The organism is Pseudomonas sp. SBT1-2 (genome assembly GCF_028640875.1).
Lineage (GTDB): Bacteria > Pseudomonadota > Gammaproteobacteria > Pseudomonadales > Pseudomonadaceae > Aquipseudomonas > Aquipseudomonas chlororaphis_I.
On sequence record NZ_JAQZAA010000082.1, the window covers coordinates 26002 to 51460 of the forward strand.

At 60.9% G+C, this 25459-nt stretch carries 21 protein-coding genes; 7 read left to right on the forward strand and 14 right to left on the reverse strand.

The genetic code is table 11. The annotated features are described in order from the left end of the window. Positions 1 to 101: 101 nt before the first annotated feature. Together PVZ78_RS15365 and PVZ78_RS15370 are read right to left on the reverse strand one after the other, a co-directional pair. Entirely contained in the window at positions 102 to 1346 is a 1245-nt protein-coding gene (locus PVZ78_RS15365; protein WP_273828909.1) for a M20/M25/M40 family metallo-hydrolase, read from the reverse strand. Between the two features lie 93 nt (positions 1347 to 1439). Next, positions 1440 to 2564: a diguanylate cyclase gene (locus PVZ78_RS15370; RefSeq protein ID WP_273828910.1), complete on the reverse strand. Its 1125-nt coding sequence runs from the start codon at positions 2562 to 2564 to the stop codon at positions 1440 to 1442. A gap of 264 nt (positions 2565 to 2828) precedes the next feature. On the opposite strand from PVZ78_RS15370, the gene hglS reads away from it, so the two are divergent. The 3 genes from hglS (at position 2829) to PVZ78_RS15385 (ending at position 5043) form a co-directional block, all read left to right on the forward strand. Continuing rightward, entirely contained in the window at positions 2829 to 4223 is a 1395-nt protein-coding gene (gene hglS, locus PVZ78_RS15375; protein WP_273828911.1) for a 2-oxoadipate dioxygenase/decarboxylase HglS, read from the forward strand. A gap of 234 nt (positions 4224 to 4457) precedes the next feature. Beyond that, a complete protein-coding gene (locus PVZ78_RS15380) occupies positions 4458 to 4751 on the forward strand; it encodes a type II toxin-antitoxin system RelE/ParE family toxin (RefSeq protein WP_016705075.1) in 294 nt (97 codons plus the stop codon). Position 4752: 1 nt separating this feature from the next. Further along, on the forward strand, positions 4753 to 5043 hold the full coding sequence (locus tag PVZ78_RS15385) for an addiction module antidote protein (protein ID WP_009048177.1): 291 nt from the start codon (positions 4753 to 4755) through the stop codon (positions 5041 to 5043). Between the two features lie 399 nt (positions 5044 to 5442). Here PVZ78_RS15385 and PVZ78_RS15390 read toward each other — a convergent pair whose 3' ends face one another. The 10 genes from PVZ78_RS15390 to PVZ78_RS15435 form a co-directional block, all read right to left on the reverse strand. Beyond that, on the reverse strand, positions 5443 to 6030 hold the full coding sequence (locus tag PVZ78_RS15390) for a hypothetical protein (protein ID WP_028682910.1): 588 nt from the start codon (positions 6028 to 6030) through the stop codon (positions 5443 to 5445). A 118-nt stretch (positions 6031 to 6148) separates the two neighbouring features. Further along, positions 6149 to 7531 (reverse strand): efflux transporter outer membrane subunit, encoded by a 1383-nt coding sequence (locus PVZ78_RS15395; RefSeq protein WP_009048175.1) that lies wholly within the window; start codon positions 7529 to 7531, stop codon positions 6149 to 6151. Then, positions 7524 to 10706, reverse strand: coding sequence for an efflux RND transporter permease subunit (locus PVZ78_RS15400; protein ID WP_273828912.1), 3183 nt, complete (start codon positions 10704 to 10706; stop codon positions 7524 to 7526). Before PVZ78_RS15400 ends, PVZ78_RS15395 begins: the two co-directional genes overlap by 8 nt. Continuing rightward, positions 10703 to 11893, reverse strand: coding sequence for an efflux RND transporter periplasmic adaptor subunit (locus tag PVZ78_RS15405; protein ID WP_036984542.1), 1191 nt, complete (start codon positions 11891 to 11893; stop codon positions 10703 to 10705). Before PVZ78_RS15405 ends, PVZ78_RS15400 begins: the two co-directional genes overlap by 4 nt. A 101-nt stretch (positions 11894 to 11994) precedes the next feature. Then, positions 11995 to 12132, reverse strand: a complete 138-nt coding sequence (locus PVZ78_RS15410; RefSeq protein ID WP_273828913.1) for a hypothetical protein — start codon at positions 12130 to 12132, stop codon at positions 11995 to 11997. Between the two features lie 203 nt (positions 12133 to 12335). Continuing rightward, positions 12336 to 13424, reverse strand: coding sequence for a lipocalin-like domain-containing protein (locus PVZ78_RS15415; protein ID WP_273828914.1), 1089 nt, complete (start codon positions 13422 to 13424; stop codon positions 12336 to 12338). Then, positions 13414 to 15930, reverse strand: a complete 2517-nt coding sequence (locus PVZ78_RS15420; RefSeq protein WP_443218358.1) for an FtsX-like permease family protein — start codon at positions 15928 to 15930, stop codon at positions 13414 to 13416. The genes PVZ78_RS15415 and PVZ78_RS15420 overlap by 11 nt, the downstream gene beginning before the upstream one ends. Next, the gene (locus PVZ78_RS15425; protein ID WP_273828915.1) at positions 15896 to 16564 is read right to left on the reverse strand and encodes an ABC transporter ATP-binding protein; all 669 of its coding nucleotides are present in this window, start codon (positions 16562 to 16564) and stop codon (positions 15896 to 15898) included. The genes PVZ78_RS15420 and PVZ78_RS15425 overlap by 35 nt, the downstream gene beginning before the upstream one ends. A gap of 123 nt (positions 16565 to 16687) precedes the next feature. Then, positions 16688 to 17239, reverse strand: a complete 552-nt coding sequence (locus PVZ78_RS15430; protein WP_273828916.1) for an arsinothricin resistance N-acetyltransferase ArsN1 family B — start codon at positions 17237 to 17239, stop codon at positions 16688 to 16690. A gap of 472 nt (positions 17240 to 17711) precedes the next feature. Further along, positions 17712 to 18365 (reverse strand): peroxiredoxin, encoded by a 654-nt coding sequence (locus tag PVZ78_RS15435; protein ID WP_009048161.1) that lies wholly within the window; start codon positions 18363 to 18365, stop codon positions 17712 to 17714. 359 nt (positions 18366 to 18724) lie between these two features. Between PVZ78_RS15435 and PVZ78_RS15440 the strand changes: the two genes are divergently transcribed. After that, entirely contained in the window at positions 18725 to 19273 is a 549-nt protein-coding gene (locus tag PVZ78_RS15440) for a YniB family protein (protein WP_273828917.1), read from the forward strand. Positions 19274 to 19568: 295 nt separating this feature from the next. Here the strand turns inward: PVZ78_RS15440 and PVZ78_RS15445 are convergent, their stop codons facing one another. Then, the gene (locus PVZ78_RS15445) at positions 19569 to 20873 is read right to left on the reverse strand and encodes a HEPN domain-containing protein (RefSeq protein WP_226304883.1); all 1305 of its coding nucleotides are present in this window, start codon (positions 20871 to 20873) and stop codon (positions 19569 to 19571) included. Positions 20874 to 21122: 249 nt separating this feature from the next. Further along, positions 21123 to 23303: a hypothetical protein gene (locus PVZ78_RS15450; protein WP_226304884.1), complete on the reverse strand. Its 2181-nt coding sequence runs from the start codon at positions 23301 to 23303 to the stop codon at positions 21123 to 21125. 836 nt (positions 23304 to 24139) lie between these two features. Here PVZ78_RS15450 and PVZ78_RS15455 point away from each other — a divergent pair. The 3 genes from PVZ78_RS15455 to PVZ78_RS15465 all read left to right on the forward strand — a co-directional run bounded on the left by PVZ78_RS15455 (position 24140) and on the right by PVZ78_RS15465 (position 25405). Continuing rightward, positions 24140 to 24421, forward strand: coding sequence for a hypothetical protein (locus PVZ78_RS15455; RefSeq protein WP_273828918.1), 282 nt, complete (start codon positions 24140 to 24142; stop codon positions 24419 to 24421). A 364-nt stretch (positions 24422 to 24785) separates the two neighbouring features. Continuing rightward, the gene (locus PVZ78_RS15460; RefSeq protein WP_053278351.1) at positions 24786 to 24968 is read left to right on the forward strand and encodes a type II toxin-antitoxin system HicA family toxin; all 183 of its coding nucleotides are present in this window, start codon (positions 24786 to 24788) and stop codon (positions 24966 to 24968) included. A 35-nt stretch (positions 24969 to 25003) separates the two neighbouring features. Continuing rightward, a complete protein-coding gene (locus tag PVZ78_RS15465) occupies positions 25004 to 25405 on the forward strand; it encodes a type II toxin-antitoxin system HicB family antitoxin (protein ID WP_092418556.1) in 402 nt (133 codons plus the stop codon). The last annotated feature ends 54 nt before the right edge of the window (positions 25406 to 25459 follow it).

The following is a 25459-nucleotide window of genomic DNA, read 5'->3' on the forward strand; positions in this document are numbered from 1 at the left end:
TTGCGCCTGCTGCGCAGTCGATCGCAGCCTCGCGGGCTCGGCAGCGGCTACAGGGCTACAGGTCCGGCCATGCAGAAAATGCCGTGCGTCTGTTCCTGCGATCAGTGCTTGGCCGACAGCTCCATGATCATCCGCGCCAACAGGTAGATGCGCGGCGCCACGCTCTCGACTTCGGCGTACTCCTCGGGGGTGTGGATATTGCCGCCGACGATGCCGAAGCCATCCAGGGTCGGCGTACCGACGCCGGCCGACAGGCTGGAGTCCGCCGCCCCGCCGCTGCCCTCGATGGTCAGCTTGCGCCCCAGCTCGCCGTAGATGCCCTGGGCCATGGCCACCAGCGCATCGGACTGCTCGGTCTGCGGCATCGGCGGCAAGCCGCGTTGCAAGGTGGTCTTGACCTCGGTGTCGGCGATCAGCTTGTTGGCCGACACCCGCGCCAGGTCCTTCTCGATGCGGTCGAACTCCTCCGGCACCGCCGCCCGCACATCCGCCTTGGCGGTGGCCTGGTCGGGAATCACGTTGGTCCGGTCGCCGGCCTTGAGCACGGTGAAGTTGATGGTGGTTTTCTTCGCTTCATCCCCCAGCTTGCCCAGTTGCAGGATCTGGTGCGCCGCTTCCATCGCCGCGTTGCGCCCCAGCTCCGGCGCGACGCCGGCGTGAGCCGCCTTGCCCTTGACCTCGACCAGCGCCGTGGCGCTGCCCTTGCGCCACACCACCAGGCCGTCGGCCGGGCGCCCCGGTTCCAGGTTCAGGGTCACGTCGTGGGCCTTGGCGGTTTTCTTGATCAAGTCGGTAGCGATCTCGGAACCGGTTTCCTCGCTGGCGTCGAGCAGGAAGGTGATCTGCGCGTAGTCCTTGAACTTGAGGTTATCCAGGACCTTCAGCGCATAGATCCCGGCGACGATGCCGCCCTTGTCGTCCATCACCCCGGGGCCGTAGGCGCGACCGTCCTGGATGCGGAACGGCCGCTCGGCCGCGGTGCCTTCCTTGAACACCGTGTCCATGTGCGCCATCAGCAGGATCCTGGCCTTGCCGGTGCCCTTGAGGGTGGCCAGCACATGGCTGCCGCCGGCAGCGCCGTTGGGGACTTTCTCGATACTGGCGCCGAGTTTTTCCAGCTCGGCGATGGCGATGTCGCTCACCTGGTTCAGCCCCGCCTCGTAGCCGGAGCCCGAGTCGATGTTCACCAGGCGCTCCAGCAGTTTCAGGGCGTCGCCCTGGTATTGCTGCGCATCGTTCTGTACCTGGGGGTGGGGGGCGGCACTGGCGTGGGTGGCCAGCAGGCCAAGGGCGAGGGTCAGGCCGATACGGGCGGCCAGTAATGAGCGAGGGGAAGTCTGCGTCATGAATCGGTCCTTGTTTCGTGTCGGAAGGTGCCCGCCCACCCTACCTGACAAATTCGCCACCCTCCATGCTGGCGCAATGCTCTGCGAGCGGCCTCACAAGGAGTTCAGCAGGGCCTTTGGCGAGTGGTCGCCGCGGCGGCAGCTGACCTTGTTGCGGCCGGTGGTTTTCGCCTCGTACAAGGCCTGGTCGGCATCGTTCAACCAGTCCAGGGCATCGCTGTGGTCCGAAGAATAGGCGGCCAGGCCGATGCTCAGGCTGACCTGCAGGGCCGGATTCTGCTCATAGCCCAAACCGCCGAAACGGCAACGCAAGGCCTCCATCAGTTCGGCGGCATGCTCCAGCGGCACGTCCGGCAGGATCACGCAGAACTCGTCGCCACCGTAGCGTCCGGCCTGGTCGCTGATCCGCAGGTTCTGCTTGAGCAGCTTGCTCAGCTGGCGCAACACAATGTCGCCGGCGACATGGCCGTAGGTGTCGTTGATGGCCTTGAAATGGTCGATGTCGATCAGCGCGATGGCGCCGCCCTGGTTCTGGGTCGAGGCCTGGCGCCGGCAGCGCTGGAACTCGATTTCCAGCTGGTCCTTCCAGGCCCCGTGATTGAGCAGGCCCGACAGGCTGTCGGTGCGGCTCAGGGCCAGCAATTCGCGTTTGTGCCGGGACAGGACATTGGCCTGCTGGTAGCAGATAAACCCCAGGGCCAGCGGATACAGGGTCAGCATCGGCAGGCAGGCATAGAGTTGCAGCGCACTGCTCTGGGCCACGAAGCCGGTGCCGAACAGCAGCAGCCCGACGGCAATCCCCAGCGCTTGCGCCAGGCAACCGGCAAGGAAAAAGGGCACGCCGCCCAGGGCGATATTGTTCATCGCCATCAGCGACAGGGTGGTGGTGGTCGGCAGCGGGTTGAAGTGCATGGCCGCCACCCAGAACCCGCCGAGGAAGGCATCCATCAACAGGTTGCGATGCTCGCCGCGAAACGGCACTGCCGAGCGGCGCGCCCACTGGTACGCCAGGTGCGGCCAGATGAAGGCATTGAACAGCATGAACACCCAGACCCAGGGCGGCGGGTGCAGCGGGTACATGCCCGCGGACACGCAAAGGAAACCGAGGGCCAGCCCCAGAATTCGCGTCTTGTATAGCCTCCTGGCCAGTGAAAGTCCCTTTCCTCCATTGTGCGGCGTCAAGGCCAAGTCGCCTCCGTTGAACGGTACGCAAGCCATGGGATGCGGTCGTGTTCAGAAGTCTATCAGCGCAACGGCAAATAGCCATCACCGCTCAGCCCCCCGGAAACCGCTACGGCTCGCCTGGCCGCGAGGGCCCATGCCCGCCCAGGGCAAACCGTGCAGCCGCCCTGCCCGCCTGCATTCATTTGCAGAATGAAGTCCGGAAGAAACTTCGTTTGTCAGCACACCCCGCGCCGACCAGAATCAGGCCCAGCCAACACCGCTACCCTCTTTGTCTCACTACGCCGGGAATCCTTGTTTATGAGCCTGCAGAGCTTCGTCAGCCCAGACCTGATCCGCCAACGTTTTTCACGGGCGATGTCGGACATGTACCGCGAGGAAGTGCCGCTGTACGGCGCCCTGATGGAGCTGGTGGCCCAGGTCAACGCCGGGGTCCTGGGCAGCGACGAGAGGATCGCCCGCCAGCTGCGCAGCACCGGCGAAATCCAGCGCCTGGACCTGGAACGCCACGGCGCCATTCGCGTCGGCACCGCCACGGAACTGGCGACCCTGGGCCGGCTGTTCGCGGTGATGGGCATGCAGCCGGTGGGTTACTACGACCTCACCCCGGCCGGCGTGCCGGTGCATTCCACGGCCTTTCGCGCGGTGCATGAGAGCGCCCTGCAGGTCAGCCCGTTCCGGGTCTTCACCTCGCTGCTGCGCCTGGAGCTGATCGAAAATCCGCAGCTGCGCGACTTCGCCGAATCGGTGCTGGCGCGCCGGAGCATTTTCACCCCGCGCGCCCTGGCCCTGATCGAGCAGGCCGAAACCCAGGGCGGCCTCGATGACCGCGCCGCCGAGGAATTCGTCGAGCAGGCCCTGGAAACCTTCCGCTGGCATCACAGCGCCACGGTCACGGCCGGGCAGTACCAGCAACTGAGTGCCCAGCACCGGCTGATCGCCGACGTGGTGGCGTTCAAGGGGCCGCATATCAACCACCTGACACCGCGCACCCTGGACATCGACCAGGTGCAGGAGCTGATGCCCGCCCACGGCATCACGCCCAAGGCGGTGATCGAAGGCCCGCCGCGCCGGGAATGCCCGATCCTGCTGCGTCAGACCAGCTTCAAGGCGCTGGAGGAAGCCGTATCCTTCACCGACCAGCCCGACAGCCGCGGCAGCCACAGTGCGCGCTTCGGCGAGATCGAACAGCGCGGCGCCGCCCTCACCCCCAAAGGCCGGGCGCTGTACGACCAACTGTTGAACGCTGCACGCGACGCCCTCGGGGACTTCCCCAACGAAGCCAACGCCCAGCGTTACAACACACTGATGGCCGAGCACTTCCGCGCCTTTCCCGACAACCATGAAGCCATGCGTGAACAGGGCCTGGCGTACTTCCGCTACTTCGTCAGCGACCAGGGCCTGGCCGCGCGCCAGCAGGCGGATCGGCCGACGAGCCTGGAGGCGCTGATCCGCGCCGGGCATGTGCGGGCCGAGCCGCTGGTGTACGAGGACTTCCTGCCGGTCAGCGCCGCCGGGATCTTCCAGTCCAACCTGGGCGACGATGCGCAAAGCCACTACGCCGGCCACTCCAACCGGCAGGCTTTCGAGCGGGCCCTGGGGCGCCCGACCATCGATGAACTGCAGCTGTACGCCGACACCCAACAGCGCTCGCTCCAGGAATGCGCCGCGGCGCTGGGCCTGCCCACTCTCTGATTTTGCGTCCCACAGCATCAGCCAGAACGGCTGATGCTGGCCCTTTCCAGCAGCCACAGCAGGGCAATGGCTACAGGGTGTTTCGCCAGCCCTGATCGACAACATGCCGATACGAAACAGCCCGCCTCGCCCACTCCCCTCCTGCTTACCTTCCCATGACGCCTTCAGGTGCACCGTCAGTCGCCTGGGGGTCGTTACCCCTTTTTATTTTGTCTCTATATGGATACAGTCCTCATGGATTACGAGATCCTGCAGACGACCGTCTTTGCCCAATGGCACACCACACTACGGGACCTGCGCGCCAGGATAGCCATCGCTCGGCGTATCGAGCGGGCGTCGGCGGGCAACCTGGGCGATGTGAAAAACCTCGGCGGCGGTCTCTCGGAAATGCGCGTGAATACAGGCGCCGGCTACCGCCTCTATTTCACGGTTCGCGGCAATACCCTCATCGTCCTGCTGCTGGGTGGCGACAAGTCCAGCCAGCCCGCCGATATCTGCCAGGCCCGTTCCCTGGCCAAGGAGTTCTGATATGTCCGACACACTGGTTCCCTTCGACATCGCCACCCTGCTCGACAGCGACCAGGCGATCAGCGAATACCTGTCCCAGGTCCTGGCCGATGGCGATACCGACGAACTGATCCGCGCCCTGGGCCACGTCGCCAGGGCCCGGGGCATGACGCAGATTGCCAAGACCACCGGCCAGGGCCGGGCCAGCCTCTACAAGGCTTTTGCCCCGGGGGCCAAGCCGCGCTTCGATACCGTGGTCAAGGTCATGCGCGCGCTGGGCCTGCAGCTGTGCACCACCGTGCCCCGAGGCTGAAGCTGGCCAAGGCCACAGGCAATGCAGCAGGCGGCTGTGTCGCTAAGGCGTCTTGCTGGAGGGGGAGCCGAGCGCTCCTGGCAACCGCTGGCAACAGGCGTCGAACCTGTGCGGGCTGCATGAGCGGCGTTACGGAAATCGTGGGGCGGGAACCCCGAAGAGGGTGTTCGCCCAGTGCTCTGGCCTGGCAATCCATGCACCGGTAAAGAGCCCTTGCACCGGGCGAACGAGAACTATTTTAATCGAACAGGAAAAGAAAGTCCGTGCACATATTCTGAAGAATTCTGAACACAAAGCTGACGGAAAATTTGTCATTCCGCTCACCTTCGTTCAACTCCCCGCACGGACCTCCCGAGATCCGGCGCGCCGGCCGCCACAGCGACCAGCGCCCGGTCTCAGTCAACCTTCGTGCTGTGTCGTGACTTGCAACACATCGGTGTAGGTCACCACCACACTCTGGCCGACCTTGAGGTCTTTCAGCCGAGCCTGGACTTCCGGCTTCTCCACGTCCAGGACCTTCTTGTTGCCCGCCGGCCCCTGGAAGGTCAGCTGGTTGTTCTTCAGGTCGATGTCGGTGATCTTCAGTTGCACCTGCACCTGGCGATAGGCTTCACCGCCCGGGTTGGGGTTGTCCTTGGTGGCGCGAACCACCCCGGCACGCTCAGCGGAATTCGGCAGGCCTTTTTCCACATCGGTGTCCAGCACCGCCACTACCGCGTGGGTGACCCGCACATTGACCTGATCGCCCACCTTCAAATTGCCCAGGTCCTTGGCCTGGTCGCTGAGTTGCACATGCACCGGCTGGCCCTGGGCGCCTTCCAGCACCACGCGATGCTTGGCGGCATCCACGGAGAGCACCTTGGTCACCAGTTCATCGGCCTCCACGGTACCGGCCAACGGAATGTCGGCGGCATGGGCATGCAGGCTGGCAGCGGACAACAGAGTGGCCAAGGCAACGGCTTTGGCCAGAGAGTGAAGCGGCTTCATAGACATTCATCCTTGTAATTGAAGACAAGACCCGCGCCTTTCAGGTGCGCGGTGCCGCTTGAGCATAGACGCTGTAAATGCCCATGCCGCCGCGAACCACAGATTCGTTGCTCCCTGTTCAACCACCGAGCGCCCGCACCAGCACAGCCTGGTTCTGCAACTGCGCGGTCTTGATCCGCGACAGCGCGTTCTGAGCGGTGAGTTCGACCCGCTGGGCCTGCAACACATCGAGAAACGGCGCCTCACCGGCGGCCCAGGAGCGCTGGATCTGCTGCGCCGCCGAACTGGCCTGCGCCGCGGCACTGGCCAGATGCTGCTGGCTCTCGGCATTGCGCCGGGCCGCGGCGAGGGCCGACTCGACTTCCGCCACCGCGCCGAGCACGGTACGGCGATAGCCGAGCAAGGCCTGGCGCCCCTCGGCATCGCGCAGTTCCACCACCGCGCGCCGGCGTCCGCCGTCCAGCAGCGGCACGCTGGCATTGATACCGGCCAGCCAGAAAGTCGAGCTGGCCAGGTTCGCGGCACTGACACCATCGACCAGCGAGCCCAGGGCCGCCGACAGGCTCAGGCGCGGCAGCAGGTCGGCCTTGGCCACCCCGACCCGCGCGTAGGCAGCGATCAGCCGGGCCTCGGCGGCACGGATGTCGGGACGCCGACGCAGCAGGTCGGCCGGGGTGCCGGCAGCCACCAGATCCACCTCGCTCAGTTGCGCCGGGCTGGCGGCGAACTGTTGGTACAGCGCCTCGCTCGGCTGCGCCAGCAACACTGCCAGGCGGTGCAACGAGCGCTGCCACTCCAGTTGCAGGGCCGGCACCTGGGCCGCAGTGGATTCCGACTGGGAACGCGCCCGCAGCAGATCGGCCTGCGGGCTGCTGCCCGCCGCATACAGCTGCTCGGTCAGTTGCAGGGTGCGGCTCTGGCTCTCGGCGTTCTGCCGCACAATGCTCAGGCGCTCTTCCAGCCCCCGCGCCTGGGCATAGGCCTGCACCACCTCGGTGACCAGCGCCACCTTGACCCCACGCGCCTCTTCCGCGCTGGCCTGCAGCTCGGCATCGGCGGCCCGCACGCCTTCGCGAATCCGCCCGAACAGGTCGATCTCCCAGGAGGCATCGAGACCCAGGCTCAGCGGCTCGGTAATCAAGGGGTCGCTGAACCCGGCCTGGTCCGCCGAGATCCGTTGCCGGGCGGCGCTGGCCCCCAGGTTCAGCTCGGGGCTCGCGCCGGCGGCCGCGACGCCGCGCAAGGCACGACTGGCATCGATCCGCGCCAGGGCGATCTGCAGGTCGAGGTTTTCCTCCAGCGCCCGCGCCACCAGGCGGTCGAGCAAGGGGTCGTGGTACAGCGTCCACCATTGCTCGGCAATGCCCGCCGCCGGTATTTGCGGCGCATTGACAAAACGCCCGGCGGGCGCCTCGACAGCCGGTGGCAAGGTCGGCGCGGCGCAGGCCGCAAGCAGCGCCGCGGTAAAGGCCAGGGCGGGAAAACGCAGCAGGTTATTCATGGACCACTCCCGAAGCAGAGACGCTGGATGGGGCCTGCAACCGCCGCTCGCCCCCGGCGAGACGGCGGATCAGGACATAGAAGATCGGGGTGAACAACAGGCCGAACAGGGTCACGCCGATCATGCCGAAGAACACCGCCGAACCGACCGCCTGGCGCATTTCCGAACCGGCGCCCTCGGACAGCACCAGCGGCAGCACACCGAGGATGAAGGCCAGGGAGGTCATCAGGATCGGTCGCAGGCGCAGGCGACACGCCTCCACCACGGCATCGACGATGCCCTGCCCGTCCTGCTCCTGCTGCCGCGCCACCTCGACGATCAGGATGGCGTTTTTCGCCGCCAGTCCCACCAGCACGATGAAACCGATCTGGGTCAGTATGTTGATGTCCAGGCCCATCAGGCGCACGCCACCGGCGGCGGCCAGCAGACACATGGGCACGATCAGCAGGATCGCCAGCGGCAGGCTCCAGCTGCCGTACTGCGCGGCCAGCACCAGGTAGACGAAGATCACACAGAGCGGGAATACCAGCAGGCCCATGTTGCCGGCGGTGGTCTGCTGATAGCTCAGGTCGGTCCACTGGTAGGTGATGCCCGGTGGCAGGGTTTGCTCGGCCAGGCGCTCCATGGTTTGCAGGGCGAAGTCGGAGCCCAGCCCGGGTAAGGTGTCGCCGTTGATTTCCGCGGTCGGGAACAGGTTGTAGCGTGGGAAACGCTCGACCCCCAGCGACTCGTGCAACCGCGTGACGCTGGCGATCGGCACCATGTCACCGGCCTCGTTGCGCACCTTGACCCGCGCCAGGTCCTCTGGCGTGACCCGGTACGGCAAGTCTGCCTGGGCCGTCACCCGATAGGTGCGGCCCACCAGGTTGAAGTCGTTGATGTAGGTCGAGCCGAAATAGGTCTCGATGGCCTGGTTGATCTGGCTGCTGGGCACCCCGAGCATCTCGGCGCGCTCACGGTCCAGCTCGACGAACACCTGCGGCGTACGGGCCGAGAACGGCGAGTAGACACCGCTCATGCCCTGGGTTGCATTGGCCGCGGCGATCAGTTGCTCGGTGGCCTTGGCCAGGGCCTGGCTGCCCAGGCCGGCACGGTCCTGCAGGCGCATGGAGAAGCCGCCGGTGCTGCCCAGGCCCTGGACTGGAGGCGGCGTGGCGACAATCACCGACGCGCCGCTGACCACTTTCAGGCGCTCACGCAGGTCGGCGGCGATCTTGTCCGAGGTCAGGCCGCGCAGCTTGCGCTTGGACCAGGGCTCGAACACCGGCGCCAGGCCGGACGAGTTGGAAGAGCTGGTACCGGTGACCATGGAGAATCCGGAGAACGTCGGCACCCGATCGACACCCGGCACCTGCAGGGCGATGGCTTCGATCTGCCGGGAAATCTCGTTGGTGCGTTCCAGCGCAGCGCCTTCCGGCAGTTGCACGATCACCACCAGGTAACCGCGGTCCTGGGCCGGAATGAAGCCCTTGGGCGTGGACACCAGCAGGTAAGCCGTGGCCGCGATCAATACCGCGTAGATCGCCAGCATCAATGGAGTCCGCGCCACCAGCCCCCGCACGCTGCCGGCATACCCCACCGAAAGCTTGAGGAAGCCGCGGTTGAAACCTTCCGCTGCGCGCGTGAGCAGGCCGGCCACACCGCGCCGTGGCGCCTGATGCGCCTTGGGGTCGTGGCGTCGCAGAATCATTGCCGCCAGCGCCGGCGACAGGGTCACCGAGTTGAACAGCGAGATCGCCGTGGCCACCGCGATGGTGATGCCGAACTGACGGAAGAACTCACCGGAGATCCCCGGAATGAACGCCGTGGGAATGAACACCGCGCAGAGCACCAGGGTGATCGCCACCAGCGCGCCACCCATTTCCTGCATGGTGATCAGCGTGGCCTGCAACGGGCTCTTGCCTTCGGCCAGATGGCGCTCGACGTTTTCCACCACGACGATGGCGTTGTCGACCACGATGCCCACCGCCAGCACCAGGCCGAACAGGGTCAGGTTGTTGATCGAGTAACCGAGCATGGCCATGACCGCGAAGGTCCCCACCAGCGACACCGGAATCGCCAGGATCGGGATGATCGACGGACGCCAGCCTTGCAGGAATACCAGGATCACCAGCACTACCAGGATCACCGCCTCGTAGATGGTCTTGCCCAGCTCGCCGATGCTGTCGGCGATGAACGCGGTGGGGTTGTAGCCAATGCTGTATTCGATGCCTTCGGGGAATTCCTTGCTCAGGTCCTGCATGGTCTGCTCGACCACCTTCATGGTGGCCAGGGCATTGGCGCCGGGACGTTGCAGCACCTGCAAGCCGATGGCCGGATGGCGCAGGTAATAGGTGTTGTTGACGTAGGCCAGGCCGGCGATTTCGGTGCGCGCCACATCCTTCAGGCGCACCAGGCGCCCGGCGCTGCCGGACTTGATGACGATGTTGTCGAAGTCCGCCGGCTCTTTCAGGCGGCCTTCGAAAATCAGGTTGGGCTGGAAGGCCTGGGACGCCACCGGCGGTTGCGCGATCACCCCGCCCGCCACCTGGGTGTTCTGCGCGCGCACCGCGGCAATGATGTCCGCCGGCGTCAGATTGAAGGACGCCACGCGCTCCGGGTCGAGCCAGATGCGCATGGAGTATTCACGGGCGCCCAGCGGATTGATGTCACCCACACCGTCGATGCGCTTGAGGGTATCGGCGACGGTACGGATAGCGAAGTTGGAAACGTAGAGCTGGTCGTAGGTGCCCTTGGGCGAGGAAATGAAGATGGTCGACAGCTGGGTCGGCGACGACTTGCGCACCGACACGCCGCTGCGCTGTACCGGCTCCGGCAGGCGTGGCGTGGCCAGGGCCACGCGGTTCTGCACCAGCACCTGGGCCTTGTCGACATCGGTGCCGCTCTTGAACGTCACGGTCAGGTTGAGGCTGCCATCGGAGGTCGCCTGGCTGTACATGTAGAGCATGTCCTCGACGCCGTTGACCTCCTGTTCGAGGGGGATCGCCAGGGTCTCGGCCACGGTCTGCGCCGACGCGCCCGGGTAGGTCGCCTGCACCACCACGGTGGGCGGCGCGATGTCCGGGTACTCGGACGTCGGCAGGACCAGGTAGGCCAGGCCGCCGACGATCATCAGCACGATGGACAGCACGATCGCCAGCACCGGCTGTTCGACGGAGATTTTCCCCAGGTTCATAGTGGCGCTCCTTCGCTGGCCGCGGCCTTCGGCGCCAGGGCCAGGGCCTGCTCGCTGGCGGTGGCGGTCTCGCCGACGCGCACCCGCTGGATGCCGTCGACGATTACCCGGTCCTCGGGCAGCAGGCCGCTGGCGACTTCGCGCAGGCCGTCATGCAGCTTGCCCAGCTGCACCGGACGCAGTTCCACCTGGTTCTGCGCATTGAGCACATAGACCACCTTGCGCGTGGCATCGACGCTGATCGCCGTGTCCGGCAGCAACAGCGCCTGATAGCTCGGGCGCCCGGAGAACTGCACACGCCCGAACTGCCCCGGGCTCAGGCGCAAATCCGGGTTGGCCACCCGGGCGCGCTGGCGCAGGGTGCCGGTGGACGGGTCGAGGCGGTTGTCGATGAAGTCCATGCGCCCGCTCAGGGTCGGCTCGCTCTGCCCCGGCAAGGCGATGCGCACCAGGTTCTGGCCCGCGGCGCCCTGCTCCTGGCGGTGGTACTTGAGGTAGCTCTGTTCATCGATATCGAAGTAGATGTCGATGGGGTCCAGGGAGACGATGGTGGTCAGCAGGGTCGCGTTGTTGTTGCCACCGTTGACCAGGTTGCCTTCGCTGATCAGCTTGCGGCTGATCCGCCCGCTCATGGGCGCGGTGATGCGCGTGAACTCCAGGTCCAGCCGGGCATTGCTCAAGGCGCCTTCGGCGCTCAGGACTTCGGCCTGGGCCGCCTGCCGCGCCTGCAAGCGCTGGTCATACAGGCTGCGGGCAATGGTCTTCGATTCGATCAGCACCTTGGCCCGGGCATATTCCTGCTCGGCCAGGGCCAGCTGCGAACGGACCTGGGCCAGCTTGCCCTGGGCCTGGACCACCGCGGCCTGGAAGGAGCGCGAATCGATGACGAACAGCAGGTCGCCCTTCTTGACGATGGCGCCGTCGGTGAAGGCGACCTTTTCCAGGTAGCCGCTGACCCGCGAACGCACTTCCACCGAATCGGTGGCCTCGAAACGTCCGGTGAAACTGTCCCAATCGATGATCTGCCGGCTCACCGGCTGGCTCACCGAAACCGTCGGCGGCGCGGGCGGGGCCAGTACCTGGTCCGGACCGCAGCCGGACAACGCCGACAGCAGCGCCAGGCCGACCGCGGACAACGCGGCAAACTTCAAGGGTTTGGACTTCATCGCGGATAATCCTGGTTTCATAACTTTCTCCGGGGTTGGCGAACAACTTTGCAACCCAGTCTTCAGCCACACAAAAGAGTCGGCCGGCTACTTTCCAGCAGCCGCCACTTGAACTTGAAACTTCAGTTTTGTGCCGAGCCCGCGCTCAGTGCGCGGTTTCTTTCGACAAAGGCGCCGGACTCCTCGGCCTGCACGCCGACTACGCAAGACAAGGCCAGCAAGGCAAGGAACAGGGCTGCGGATTTTTTCAGGCTGAACATGACGGAGAACCTCAGTGATATTTAAGTTGAGCGAATTCTCCGTCTTTGAGAAAAAAGATAAATGCTGCGCAGGGGAAAAGAATATTGAGTCGAAATCATGAATCGACACTTTATTAGTTCAACAAAAAACCACTCACAGTTTGACGCGAGAGATAAATGAATATTGGGTAAATAACTAATGACTGGTACTCACGAATACCTCGTTAATAACCGGTCATCTCCAGGTAACCACTGCCGGAATGGCTGCCGCTCAACTGCACCGGGCCCTCCCAATAAGGAATGCGCAGGTTCATCCAGGCCTTGGGGTTGAGTGCCTCGGCATTGATATCCAGGCCGTGGCCGGGAATACGCAAACGCCAGCGGGTGGGCAGCGTGCGCCCGGCCACCTTGGAGTCCGTCAGTGGGGTGAGCTGGATATCGTCCTTGTGCAGGGTCTGGGTGTGGCCGTTGGGCTCGATCCAGGTGCCGGTGATGTAGGGCGGCTTGTGGTTTTCCCGCACGCGAAACAGCATCAGCCGCTCGCCGCTGTCCAGGTGCAGGGAGAACCAGTCCCAGCCGCTCTGCCCGGCCGCCAGCGGCTGGCTGCTCCATTCGCGGTCGAGCCAGGCCGGGCCGCTGACCTGATAGGTCTGGCCGTCGATCTGCAGGCTGCCGCTCGCCTGGAAAAACGGCTGGCTGTAGTAATAGGAGGCCTGGCCCTGCTCGGACTTGCGGCTGTAGCCGCCCTCGCCCTGGAGCACCAGGGGCTTATCGCTGCGCAGCTGCAAGTGGTAGGCGAAACCCGGGCCGCTGGCCTGCAATTGCATGTGGGCCAGCGGGTCAGGATCGGCATCGGCGCCGGCGGACTGGCTGGTAAAACTCCAGTCGTCGATCCAGGCCTTGAACGGCTGCACCGTCACCCCGGCCTGCCCCACTCCGCCGCGGGCATAACGTTCGGCGGCGTGATGGCTGTTGGCCGAGGTGGCGGCGGCGTGACCCAGCCAGACATTGGGTGCCTGCCAGCCGGGCTGGTCGGGCTCGGCGCGCAAGGCACTGCGAAACAGCGTCCACTGCACGCCGAAGCGCTGGCCGTCGCTGGCCTTGAGGTCGGCGGTGAGGTACCACCACTCGATGCGAAAACCGTCATGCACGCCATGGTCCGCCGGGAAGCTGAACACCCGCCCCGGCACCACCTGGGTGAACGCCGCGGCGTCCTCGCCCAGGCCGGCGAAACCTTGCGCCGGCTCGGCGCCTTTATCGCAACCGCACAGGGCTGACACCAGCAACAGGCCAAGCAGCCGTTCAATCTTCATGGGCGAAAGTCCTGAGCAGATCCGCCGGCTGGCTGCGATACAACCGCAGCAACGGCCAGGCCGACGCGAGCAAGGTAGCCAATACCGCCAGGGCCAACAACTGCGCCAGTTGCAGCGGGAACACCCGCAACGGCAGGCGCCAGCCGAAGGCCTGGACGTTGATCACCGTGTCCAGGCACCAGGCCAGGGCGATGCCCAGCGGCAGCGCCAGGAGCAAGGTCAGCAGCGCCAGCAGCCAGGTCTGCCCGAGGTTGAGCAGCATCAGCTGGCGCCGGCTCACCCCCAGCGCCCACAGCGGCGCGAGCTGGCCGAGGCGGCTCTGGCTCTGGGTCAGCAGGCTGATAAACAGCGCCACGCCGGCCACCCCCAGGGTCAGGCTGTTGAGCGCGGCGGTGGCGGCAAAGGTGCGTTCGAATATCTGGCTCGACCAGCCCTTGAGCTGCGCCTGTTCGACGATGCGGCTGTCGTCGAGGCCAAAGCGCTGCTGCAAGGCGCTTACCAGCGGCGCCGCGGCGGACGGTTCGAGGCGCAGATTAAAGCGGTTGGGCGTCAGTTGCGGCCAGTGCGCCAGCAGGTGCTCGGCATTCACCAGCAGATGGCCCCTGGGGTTGCCGTAGTCGGCGTAGATCGCCACCACTTGCGGCGCCCACTGCCCCACCGGCACGGGAATCTCCAGCCGATCGCCCAGGCGCACCTTGAGCCGGCGCGCGGTCTGTTCGCTGAGCATCAGCGTGTCGGCGCTGGCCAGTTGGGTCCAGGGCTGCTCGCCCAGGGCTTCGAGCAACGGCCAATGCTGACGGTAGCTGGCATGGTCGATCACCCCGTACAGGTCCGCCGGCCAGCCTTGCAGTTGCAGCGCCACCTGCCGGACGGGCAGCACCGCGGCAATGGCAGGTTGTTCCGGCAACCAGCCTTGCAGCGCCTGTGCTTGCGCCGGGGTCTGCGGATTGATGTACAGCTCGGCGCTCAGGCGCTGGTCGAGCCAGTCGGCGAAGGTCTGGCGAAAACCGGCGGTCATGCTGCCGGCGCCGATATTGGCGGCCAGGGCCAGCAGCAGCGCCATCAACGCCAGGCTCAGGGCCGGCAACTGCTGCCGGCAATCGGCGAGAAACCACTGCCCAAGCACCGAACGGCTGCGCCCAAGCAACGCGCTGAGCAACCCGTTGAGCAACACCGGCAGGCCCAGGGCCGCCCCCAGCAGCAAGCCCGCCATCAGGACAAACCCGCTGCCCAGGCTGTCGCCCCAGATCCAGGCCGCGCCAGCCAGCCCCGCCAGGGCCGTCGCTACCCAGGCCTGACGCCGCAGCCAGCGCGCATACGCCTGGTGCCAGGCCTGGGGATCGGCCAGCGCCAGCAGCGGCAAACGCGCCGCCCGCAGCAAACTGTTGGCCCCCGCCAGCAAGGCGCCGAGCAGGCTCAGGCCGATGCCGCCCAACCACCACCCGGGGCTCAGGCTCAACTGCCCCGCCACCTCGGCGCCATACAGGCCGCGCAGGCTCGCGGCGACATCCGGCAACAGCACGCTGGCCAGCAGGTAGCCGCTGAGCACCCCGGCCAGGCCGCCGAGCAAGGCCAGGCCGCCCAGTTCGACACAGAGGCAGACCATCAGCATCCGCGCGCTGACCCCGCAGGCGCGCAGGGTGCGCAGCAGGCCGCGCCGCTGCTCCAGGGCCAGGCCGATGGCCGCGTGCACGATAAACAGGCCGACCAGGAACGACAGGAAACCCAGGGCATCGAGGTTCAGGTGAAAGCTCTCGGTCAGGCGCGCCAGATCGTTTTCCTCACTGCCGCGCTTGAGCACCAGCAGGCCCTTGAATGCATCGGGCAAGGCCGGCGCGCTGGCGGCGAAATCCGCCGGCAACAGCAGCCGTGAGAGCTGCTGCGGCAAACCCAGCAGCGGCTGGGCAAAACCGATGTCCACCAGCAGCAGCCCCGGGGCCATGTCCGCCTGGCTGTGCAGCGGCGGCAGTGGCTGGCCGCTCGCGGTGGTCGGCCGATCGCCTTCGCGATAGCCGAGGTCTTGCAGGGTTTGCGGGGCGATCCAGGTACTGCCCGGCGGGCTGACGAATTCGACCATCCGCGCGGAATCCAGCACCTGGCCGGCGACCGCCGAACCGGCCGGCAACGACAGCGGCTCGATCCCCAGCAATTGCAGGCGCTGCTGCTCATGGCCCTTGAGCGTCAGCCGGCCTTGCACCACCGGCGACACCGGCCAGCCGGCCCGGCGCAGGCCGACGAACGCCTCCTGGGAAAACGGCGCGCCATTGGTCGTGCCCAGGCTGGACTGGGGCGCGCCGCCGATCAGCTGGCTGGCCTTGGCGTAACTGTCCCGCGCCTGACTGTTGAGCGCCTGCACCCCGGTCAACAGGCTGGTGGCCAGCCACAGCCCGGTCAGCACACTGAAAAACTGCACCGGGTGCCGCCGCCAATGGCTGAGCAGCGCCCGCAGGCTGTGCCAGAAAACCCGCACCTCAGTGCTCGCCCGCGCCGGCCAGACGCCCGCCATGCAGCACCGCGATCCGCCCCAGGCGACTGGCCACGCGCTGGCTGTGGGTGACCATCAACAGGCTGGTGGGGGTATCGACCAATAGCTCCAGCAACAGCTGCAGCACGTCGTCGCTGGTGGCTTCGTCGAGGCTGCCGGTGGGTTCGTCGGCCAACAGCAGCCGCGGTTTGCCGGCCAGGGCGCGGCCCAGGGCCACCCGCTGTTGCTGGCCGCCAGACAGTTGCTCCGGGTAGCGCCGCAACAGATCCCCCAGGCCCAGGCGCTCCACCAGTTGCGCCTGCCAGCGTTCATCGAAACGCCCGGCCAGCCGCGCCTGGAACCCCAGGTTGTCCTCCACCCGCAGGCTGCCGATCAGGTTGAACTGCTGGAACACCAGCCCGACCTCGGTCCGCCGCCAGTTGGCCAGTTGGTTTTCATTCATCCGCTCCAACTGCTGGTCGCCAATGCGGATGCTGCCGCGATCGACCTTGTCCAGGCCGGCGATCAAATGCAGCAAGGTGCTCTTGCCACTGCCCGACTCGCCCATCAGCGCCAGGCTGCCGCCCTGCTCCAGGTGCAGATCGACACCCTGCAACACCGTCAACGGGCCCTGGGGCGTGGCGTAGCTTTTGCAGACGGCTTGTACATCGAGCATGGGCGGGCTCTGGCAGCGGAAGGAAGGCTCAAGGATAGCGCTTGTCAGAGCATGAGGGTTTGCGGTGCATCACTATGGCCTCTCAGCCCGCGCGCCCCGCTCGCGGGCTGACTTCATCCAGGCCTACAGCTCCATGTATCCTCTCGCCTCGCTGAACGCGACGATTTCTCTCGGCGGCGTCACGGTATTCAGCGGCTTGCGCCAGTAACCAACACCATGCCATTGCCCATGCTTGAAGCCCACTTCGGGATAAGTGCCTATATGGGTGAAGCCCAGTGCTTCATGAAGACCGACACTGGCGGCGTTGGGCTGGGCAATGCCGGCGTAAGCGGCATGGAAGCCTTGTTGCTCGAGGATCGGCAGGAGCCGCTGGTAGAGTGCGCGGCCAATGCCACGGCGGTGTGCCGCAGGATCGATATAGACCGTGACATCCACCGACCAGCGATAAGCCTCCCTGGCGCGATGCTGACTGGCATAGGCATAACCAACGACCGCGCCGTCCAACTCCGCTACCAGATAGGGATAAGTCGCCAGTGTCGCCTCGATCCGCCCCGCCATCTCCTCGATCGTTGGCGGGATGAGCTCGAACGAGATGACCGTATCCGACACCATAGGCGCGTAAATTGCCTGAATGGCCGGAGCATCGGCCGGCGTTGCTATCCTGATCTTGCCCATCCTGTTTTCTCCTTGCCATTGCTCGTCATATGCCGTGTGAGCTGGCGAATCTTATCGGTTTCAAGTCCGATGCAGAGCATGGGGGCGGACAATCCAAAGCGACTTGCCTTGCACGGACCCAGGACGACGGCGTTATAGAGATCAGCAGTCGCCAGGACTCGGCCGAGCTTACTGCACCGGCCAAGCATTCATCGGCAACAAATTCTGTGCATGGTTCAGGCCAATACGCCGGTAGCGTTCATCGAGCATCAGCGTCAACAGATCCAGCCGCGCCCAGGGTTCAACCTGCGTTCAGCGGTGTCGAAGGCAAAACGGACTGTTCGAACCGCGGATGGGCAGTGGCTGCCCATCCTGGCTAAAAGCGATCCCATGGAAGTGACTGCGGCGCCGCGGCGGTTTGCCGGGTGAACCCTGTCCGGCGTCGCGTCATCCCCGCAGGCCAGCTCCATGAGCGAGCCCTTGTCGGTGGGCGTTACTTCGGTTGCTCCACGACCCGCAGATAGGGTTTCAGCGTCTTGAAGCCTTGCGGATATTTCTTCCTGGCGTCCTCGTCGGATACCGAGGTGGGAATAATCACGTCCTCGCCCGGGCGCCAGTTCACCGGGGTGGCGACGGTGTGCTTGGCATTCAGTTGCAGGGAATCGAGCAGGCGCAGCACCTCATCGAAGTTGCGCCCGGCGCTCATCGGGTAGATCAGCATGGCCTTGACCTTCTTGTCCGGGCCGATGATGAACACCGAACGCACGGTGGCGTTGTCCACTGCGGTGCGCGCGCCGCCACTGGCATTGGGGTGGATCATGTCGTAGAGCTTGGCCACCACCAGGTTTTCGTCGCCGATCATCGGGTAGTTGACCGCATGCCCCTGGGTTTCCTGGATGTCGCCAATCCAGGCCTTATGGTCGCTGACCGGGTCGATACTGAGCCCGACAATCTTGGTGTTGCGCTTGTCGAATTCCGGCTTGAGCCTGGCCATATAACCGAGCTCGGTGGTGCACACCGGGGTGAAGTCCTTGGGGTGGGAGAACAGGATTGCCCACTTATCGCCGATCCACTCGTGGAAATGCAGCGGACCTTCGGTCGTGTCGGCAGTGAAATCGGGTGCTTCGTCGCCAATGCGGATTGCCATGGTTGGTCTCCTTGCAGTGACTGGGAGGGGTAGTTGTCAGGGAACTGACGGCTGTTGCGACGGCGTTCGGGTACGCCGTGAACCTGTCGGCGCGAATCAGTATAGGAGACGCGCCAGGGCCGGGTGAGCGCGGACAAAAAAGCCCGGCAGTGTTGCGCTGCCGGGCTTTGTACTCAGGTTTGCCTTCAGTACCGGTAGTTGGCGCTCAGTTCCAGAGGCCGCGGCGCCGGTAACGTTCGTCTCAGACGTGCCGGCTGAAACCTTCGAGGCCCCACCCCATGAACCAGCGCCGCCCCTATCGACCTGGGGTGACGAACTATTAGTATTGCGCCCCTTTTCTTCATCGCAGGACGCGAAAGATGAATTACACCCAGGCCCAACTGAAATACCGGCTGTCCATCGCCGCAGGCGCACTGCTGTTTACCGGCGCCTTGATCTCCACCGTGTTTTCCACCCTGAAAATGCTCAACTGGCGCATGAACAGCTACAGCGACGCCGCGGCGCTCCTCAACCGCCAGATCAAGGACTTCGTGTTCATGGTCCACAACAACACCCGGCCTCTGGAGTGGTTCTGGGACAACAGCCCAACCCCCGACTTTATCCACCTGAGCAACCCGCCCCACTGGAAATTCCTGGTGATCTACCTGCTGATCTTCATCGGCGCGGCACTGTTCACCTGGGGCCGGACCCTGATGCGCAAAGTCGAGGAAGTCGAACCGCTGATCCAGGCCCGGCTCAATGCGCCAGCAGAAGAAGGTGTCGCAGTCATGACGCTGCAGCAACTGGAGGAGTCGACTCCGGTGGAAGCCGTGCCTTCGTTCTTTTCGCAGGTTCGACTGCTTTGTGTGCTGCCGTTGGGGATAGGTGTGGTTTACCTTGGGGTGCTGTGGATGTTGCACATTTTGTAAGCCCGGTGGCGGGGGATTGAGTTCTCTGGGCTCGGTGATAGATGTCCGTGGGTTTCGCCAGATCAAGGAGATCTTTTCAGAGCTTTTCTAACTCACGAAGTCGCCACAGGAGCAAAACCACAACGTGTTCCACATACGGTAATGATTACAACTGGTAGCAAACGGCCAAAAACGGCCTTGAATCAGCTCCGTTTTCAGCCAATAGCAGACGTCCGGTATCGATCGCAGATAACAGTTGCAGACGACACTCAGATTTTCAGTTGAATATTGCTAGCACTCGCATCTGAATACTTACTCAAGCTACTGTTCTGAACAGCGATATTGAAGGCGCTCTCAATATGGCCGTCTGAGCAAGCCTTTTCAAATCATTCAAAGGCCTGCTCTCAAAATGCCTTATATATCGCTGATATTTTGGCCACTCAGAAATATAACGACTCCCACCATGAACAAGTTCATTTCTCAGATCAAAAAGCCAAGATGTTTTTTCTTCAGACTTTTTATCTAGCCCAAGATAACCAACACCAGCAACGATAGAAGCCTCGACAGATCCACGCTGACCAAACAGAGCATCAAGCGCAACAAAATAATTGATATACGACTCTATATCATCGGAGTTCATGCCGCGATTGATAAAATGAGCAGATTTTTTTATGCGCTGCTTATATTCCTCAGGGCAGCCATTAAGCAAACCATACCACCCTATCAAACTTTCAACCACCTCATCGCTTATTAGAACATCCGATGCATAGTATGGAGAAAAAGCACCGCAATCACTAAGTGTTATTCTATGATCAGGTGCGGTTTCATGAGGGAATTGTATACAGGTGGAAAATGGCTGAGCTATTGACTTATGGTAGCCATATTGAGAAAACTCTGAAGCATATGCAAAAAACACAGCAGTAAACATCCTAAACTTTATACCACTTGAAAATTTTGCCCCCTTCTGCGTCCCATATTCTTCAGCTAGCAAAATATAGTTAAATTCCGAATTACTATTGAAGGCAAAATTACTATTAACTGTAAAGGGAGTTTTTGGAGTCCACCCATCAAATTCGTACCCTCTAGTAGAAAATTTCGCCCAAGCAACATCATCGCTACAGGAGATTAAATGCACCCCCTCTTCAGGCAGACTAAAAGACGGCCCTTTAAATCTGGCCAAAGGATAAACCGTGCATCTTTTCCCAATAATGCTTCTAAGGTTTTTTTTAATCTCCGTCAAAATAACTTTAGCAAACTCAATGACAGATACCGCACCTCTGCACTCGAAGAGGTTGGGTTTCGCTCCAAAAACAACATCATCACAATTAAAAAGCGGTGAATCCAAGCACACTTTCTGCAGGGTTGAGATGACGACATTTTTGACTGATTCGATATCGCAATCTTTGAACTCCTGTCCTTTTTCGATGATAAGGGCGGTTACAGCCTCAATGGCATTGAATGTGTCAGTGCTATACCACCAAGCAAGCCCAACTCCACCCGAGAAGGAAAATGGTTCTCCTCTGCCTGCAAAAAACTGTACAGCCGGTATTTCTGTCTCGTTGCTGGGTCTCAAACGAATTGAGCGTGTCAGCCTTGCTACCTGAGCCAGCACCCGATCCATAGGGGCCTCCAAAATTTAATAAGATCCATTAGCCTGCCATAACAACGTGTAATACTACGGACTTTTTTCAACTAAATTTACATTTTTCTAAATTTTACCGCCCGCTTCAGACAGCCACTGACCAAGAGATAGCCTATTGATAATTCCGCATAAGGTTATTACCGCATATCAAACGCCACTCTAGAATACTTGTAAATAATAAAATCGAGTACCTGCTTTGGCCAAACCAGGCCAGTCAATAGGCCATTTTCAAACCAGAGCTTTAACTTTTCCATACAAATCGTAGAGGTGTAGTGCCGACATATCCAAAATAGGCTCATACATGAACGAGTTCAAATGAATATTTTCCGGCGTCATGAGATTAACCTGAGATAGCACCATTATCTGATCGTTTGCGCCAGGAAACATTAAAGAAAACTTACTGTACAATTCAAAGGTCTGGTTACTGCTGATATCATTGACAAACTTAGGATCATTAATTTTAGAAATCATAAACTCTTCAGCTCTAAGCCGAATCCCGATTGATAAAATCACCTTAGATTCCAGTTCAACATCATCATCGGCCTTAACGGCCAAAGCTTCTGTTTCATCGTAAATAAGCTGCATAGCAGAGTTCGTCGGATTTGGAAGTGATAAATTGGCCTGATCCAGCAGTGTAGCTTTGAATGACGCTTCTAAATCTCTTATGGTCAACGTCGCGCTATCTGCCTTGACATGTAACAACGACGTGAGCATGAGATAGTGCGGACTCGCAACACCATGGCAATATTCAGCTAAATTGCGCACAAACGGGATACTAGCTACAAGAAATGCAGGATTTTGTGCTAGTCCACTCTTCCATGTAGTGAAAGGATTTTTCTGATATTTTTCTTCTACAAAGTCCAGAATCCCTTGATTTTTTTTTGCAAACAATCTCCGACTTCTAGCAATTTGAAGCCTGCTACTAATCGTTCGATGAAAATCAAAATTATGCGTTAAGAAAATCAGTCTGAAAAATGGAATTTTTGCAATTTCGTTAAAATATTCAATTATTGCGTATTTATTTTTATAATCAAATGAGTCTGCAATATCATCAATTATCAATAATGTTCTTTGATTTGACTCGTGCCGCGCATGAATCTCAAACAATATATTCAGTATATATAAAGCACGCTTTTCCCCTTGACTCAAAACCTGAAGCAATTTCTCCTCTTCTATACCACACACTCCTTGCCCATCCTGAAACTCAAAAGTAACTTTCGGGGATTCTCCTTTCAGAATAACATCTTGTTGATTCTGAACAACCAGTTTAAACGGCACATAAAATCTTTCATTGAACTGAGTAACAACCGCAGCCCATTTTGTCTTTTCTACTTCCGCTTGATGTGCCGTCTCTGCGATTACATCCTTTGCTGAAGCATAGGCCGCAGCAAATAAAATCAAAGCAGGTTTGGCGACATTAAAATAGGAGTTCCACAGCTTTTTTTTGAATCCGTTAAAATCGCCCAGCTCGGCCAAAATTTCCGGATGTTCTGTTAGATACTCGCGAAACTTCTTAAGCTCCAGATTTTTTTGAAGCTGCTTATCTACAGCTTCAAATTTTGCAGACAGCTCTTTATCACCAAGAATTCGTTGTTTTTCCGCAACAACAAGCTCATCCAATTCTTTTGCTGAGGTAACTTCTAACCTTTCGCCACCGCTTGAAATATTCAGCGTATGTTTTGCGTCAAAAAAACCATTACCTTGAAGATTCTTGGATACATCAGCAGCACCAGTATGGTTGAATTTTTTACTGAGCAATGGTGATCCTTCAATAAGCTCTTGATACTTCAAAATATATTCTTGCAGTTGCACATGCAAAGTCCCTGCTTTGAATGCCGCGACTGTTTTATCATTGAATATCTCAGAATATATCAAATCTGAAAATCGAGTATCACCATCCAAATTATCAGCTAGACCCGCAAAGAATTCATACGGATTTTTAAACTGAAATGTGTCTTTAATTTCAGAGATCGGCAATGTTCTTCCTGGCCAACCTGAGATATCCTTCAGCGTCTTCAAGAGACTTTCTTGAGTTGAGTCAATATTTCGAACGGCCTCTTCGTATTCATCTCTCAACTTTGGGTTGACCAGCAGTGTTGAGATCCCTGCCCCAGCATATCGTTCAACATATGGTTTGATGACAAATAAGGACTCAGGAGTGATTGGCGTAGTTGGGTCAGAGGTAATTGACCTGCTGGTTTGACGTGCGGGAAATATCAGATCTTGGCTATCCCGCCCCTCTTGGACATCCAGAAAGGTTCGCGCTAGAGAAGTCTTCATGAAACCGTTTGGCGCATATACAGAGAAAGCAGAGCCTGCTGGAACCTTCGCACTTCCTTTAAACGTGAGTATTGCTTCAAGTTTTTGTATTCCATAACAATTCTCTAGCTGAATATTTAAAACATCCATATCCATTCCTCCAGTTTGAAGATACTGCGAGAAGTCGACGCCACCGATTTGCCTACATTCTGTCTATGCGTCGTTGTGATGATTTGGGCCAGTCTCATACAGCGTAGCGGGTTATACGGTCATCGAGCCGCTCCACGGAAGCTAGCCAAAGAAGCAGGCGATAGGCTGTTTTCGGTTAGATGGTGCCTTTTCCACAGGCTGCCTTGAGACGTTAGTACCTCGCGTCTGGCTGGAAGCTGTTGATGAAACGAATGGCCGCCTCCGGCCAAAAAGCTGTCTCTCATATATGCCTGCAAAGCCAAGGTCGGTTCAGTTCCTAAATTACAGAAGCAGAGCATCTCGACTGGCGGTAATCACGACTTGAGCTCTGCAGCGGAGGCAGGTTTTTCCTTCAACACGTAGGTAGCTTCCGCATGAGTCCTAACGCCCTATTTCTGTCACTTGCCGCGGAAGGTCCTCAAGTTCCGGTTAGGCCCCACGTCAACGGTTGCTGAAGCCAGTGCAGTTACACGCTGCTGTCGCTGCTAACGCTCCGACACACCCACTCAAACATCCTCACCAATACCCGGTTGCGCAGTTCAAGCACCGCCCCTATAGTTCGCCCTCGCGGCAAAATCCGCGAACGACCTTGGCCGGTCGAGCATAGGAACGCTTCAGCGTCCAAACACCATTGCAGGCGCTTTTTTTGTGCCTGCGATTTTGTGTCATGGCGGCTGTGCGTGGGACACCTTCGGGTGTGCCGGTGTCCTATGCCCGGTCGGCCAACCCGCGTACAGCTGCCACCCTTATTCGCTTGGCCGCGAAAGGTGGTTGTTCTATTCATAGGAGCTGCACCGATGATTGACCATCAAACTTCCCGCTTCACCCCCGTCGATACCCACGACGCCGACGCTCCCGTTTTCTACCTCGATACCGACGCGCCCTTGAGCGATCTGGCGGCTTGCGCAGCCCATCGTTTCACCGTGGTGCGCGACCTGATGGACAGCCTGTCCACGCTTAACCTGAAAGATATTTCCGACTGTGATCTGGCGCGGGTGACCCGAGGGGTGCACCTGCTGACCCGGGAAGGGTGTGCGGTGTTGGAGGTGATTCAATGGCGCACGGCGCAGGAGCCCTGAGCGCTATTGAATGGTGTGTTCGGGCCGCGTTGCGGCCCCGACACTTGAGTCTCTGATCAAAGGCCACAGCACAGCCCTCACTGCCTGAAACGCTATTTGTAGCCGCTGCCGAAGGCTGCGATCGGCTGCGCAGCAGACGCACATCCGGCCTCCCTGGATTTATCTGTTACACCGCGTGGCCAGGTTTGGCGTGCGCTTCGCGCCCGATCGCAGCCTTCGGCAGCGGCTACAGGGAGCGTCCATTCCATAGCGACGCGCCCTCTGAATGACACGCCCCGAAACATAACTCCAGACACACAATTCAACCTGCGCTACTATGCGCCTGGAGTTATAAAGCACCTCTCACCCCAATAAGGAGATGGAGGTGCAAAGCAGACAGTTGATCAAGGAGCTTGAAGCCGCAGGCTGGGTGCTGGAGCGCGTTACCGGCAGCCATCATCTGTTCAAGCATCCCTACCGGCCCGAGACCGTTCCGGTGCCTCACCCGAAGAAGGATCTGCCACGGGGGACGGTCAGGGCCATCCAGAAACTGGCCGGGCTGTTATAGCCCCTTCAGCCTTCGCACCTTTTGAGGAGATCCCCGTGCACTATCCCATCTGCATCGAGTGGGGCGACGAGCACACTGCTACCGGCATCCAGATTCCTGACATTCCTGGCGCGGTCACCGCCGGCGACACCTTCGAGGCCGCGTACAGCGCCGCCATCGAGATCGCCCACGTCATGCTCGAAGAGCTGGCCCGTGAGGGGCAAGCCATTCCCCTGCCCTCGCCCACCGGCACACACCGCGCCAACCCCGACTTCGAGGGCATGGGCTGGGGCATGCTGGATATCGACATCACGCCTTACCTGGGCAAAACCGAGAAGGTCAATGTGACCCTGCCGGGCTACGTGATTCAACGAATCGACCGCTTTGTGCGGGAGCACAACATCAAGAGCCGATCGTCTTTCCTGGCAGATGCGGCGATGGAAAAGCTGGGGCGTTAAAAACCTGAAAGCTCCCTACGCACAGCTCCAACCCTCAGGCCGGCCGGCAGGCCG